Source organism: Pseudobacillus wudalianchiensis (assembly GCF_001685015.1).
Lineage (GTDB): Bacteria > Bacillota > Bacilli > Bacillales > Domibacillaceae > Pseudobacillus > Pseudobacillus wudalianchiensis.
The window spans coordinates 1-1,109 of sequence record NZ_MAYT01000014.1 but is presented as its reverse complement, the minus strand read 5'-3'; the positions used below and the strand labels follow the sequence as shown (position 1 = coordinate 1,109).

Annotated in this window: 1 protein-coding gene; it reads left to right on the top strand. The window is 49.3% G+C overall.

Annotated features, from left to right (window positions below):
- The coding region (locus A8F95_RS10490; protein WP_483826431.1) for an N-tau-methylurocanate hydratase at positions 1-1,109 on the top strand (1,109 nt) is incomplete at both ends.

Here is a 1,109-nt window from a genome sequence, read left to right as displayed (position 1 = left end):
TGCATTACAATGACTCGCTTATCGGAAAAATCTTGTTAACAGCGGGTGCCGGCGGAATGGGCGGAAACCAAACGAGAGCGATGACGATGCATGGCGGGGTAGCCATCCTTTGTGACTCGAATGTAGACATCATCAACCGCCGTATTGAAAAAGGCTTCATTGATACGCTAGCTGGCTCTTTGGATGAAGCGATTGAGATGGCGCAAAAAGCAGCAGCTGAGGGCAAGCCGCTTGGCGTAGCGGTGGTCGGAAACGCAGCGGATGTATTTGAAGAAGTACTGGAAAAAGGCTTCAGACCGGATATCACGACGTCGATGACGCCAGCTCATGACCCGATTTCTTACCTGCCTTCCGGTTATACAGTCGAAGAAGCAGAACAGCTTCGTGACACAGACCGTAACCTGTATTTACAAAAAGCACGGGAAACGATGGTCCGTGAATTGAAAGCGCTCATCAAATTCTTGGATATGGGGGTTCATTCCTTTGAATACGGAACAAGCATCCGTAAAGAATGTATCGACGCTGGAATGGATGAGAAAGAAGCAAAACGCCTTCCAGGCTTCGTAGCCGAGTATATCCGTCCGCTCTTCTGTGAAGGCCGTGGACCTTTCCGCTGGGTGTGCTTATCTGGAGATCCGGAAGATTTAAGAAAGATCGACGACATGATCTTAGAGAAGTTCAGCGATGACCTGCTTGTGACACGCTGGATCAAATTGGCGAAAGAGCATATTCCGATTGAAGCTCTTCCAGCTCGTATTTGTTACATGGGCTTTGGCCAGCGTAAAGCGTTCGCGTTAGAAGTCAACGACATGATCCGCCGCGGCGAATTGTCTGGACCGGTTGCGTTCTCCCGTGACAACTTAGACTCCGGTTCGATCGTGAATCCGACATTTGAATCAGAAAATATGAAGGACGGCGGGGACTTAATTTCTGACTGGCCGGTATTGAACGGTTTATTGAATGCCGTAGGCATGTGTGATTTGATTGCCCTGCAAGCGAACTATTCGATGGGAGAAGCGGTTCATACAGGGGTAACCATGGTAGCGGATGGAACAGCGGAGTCTGATATGAGACTAGAAGTAGCGATGACAGTTGACTCTGGTATCGGG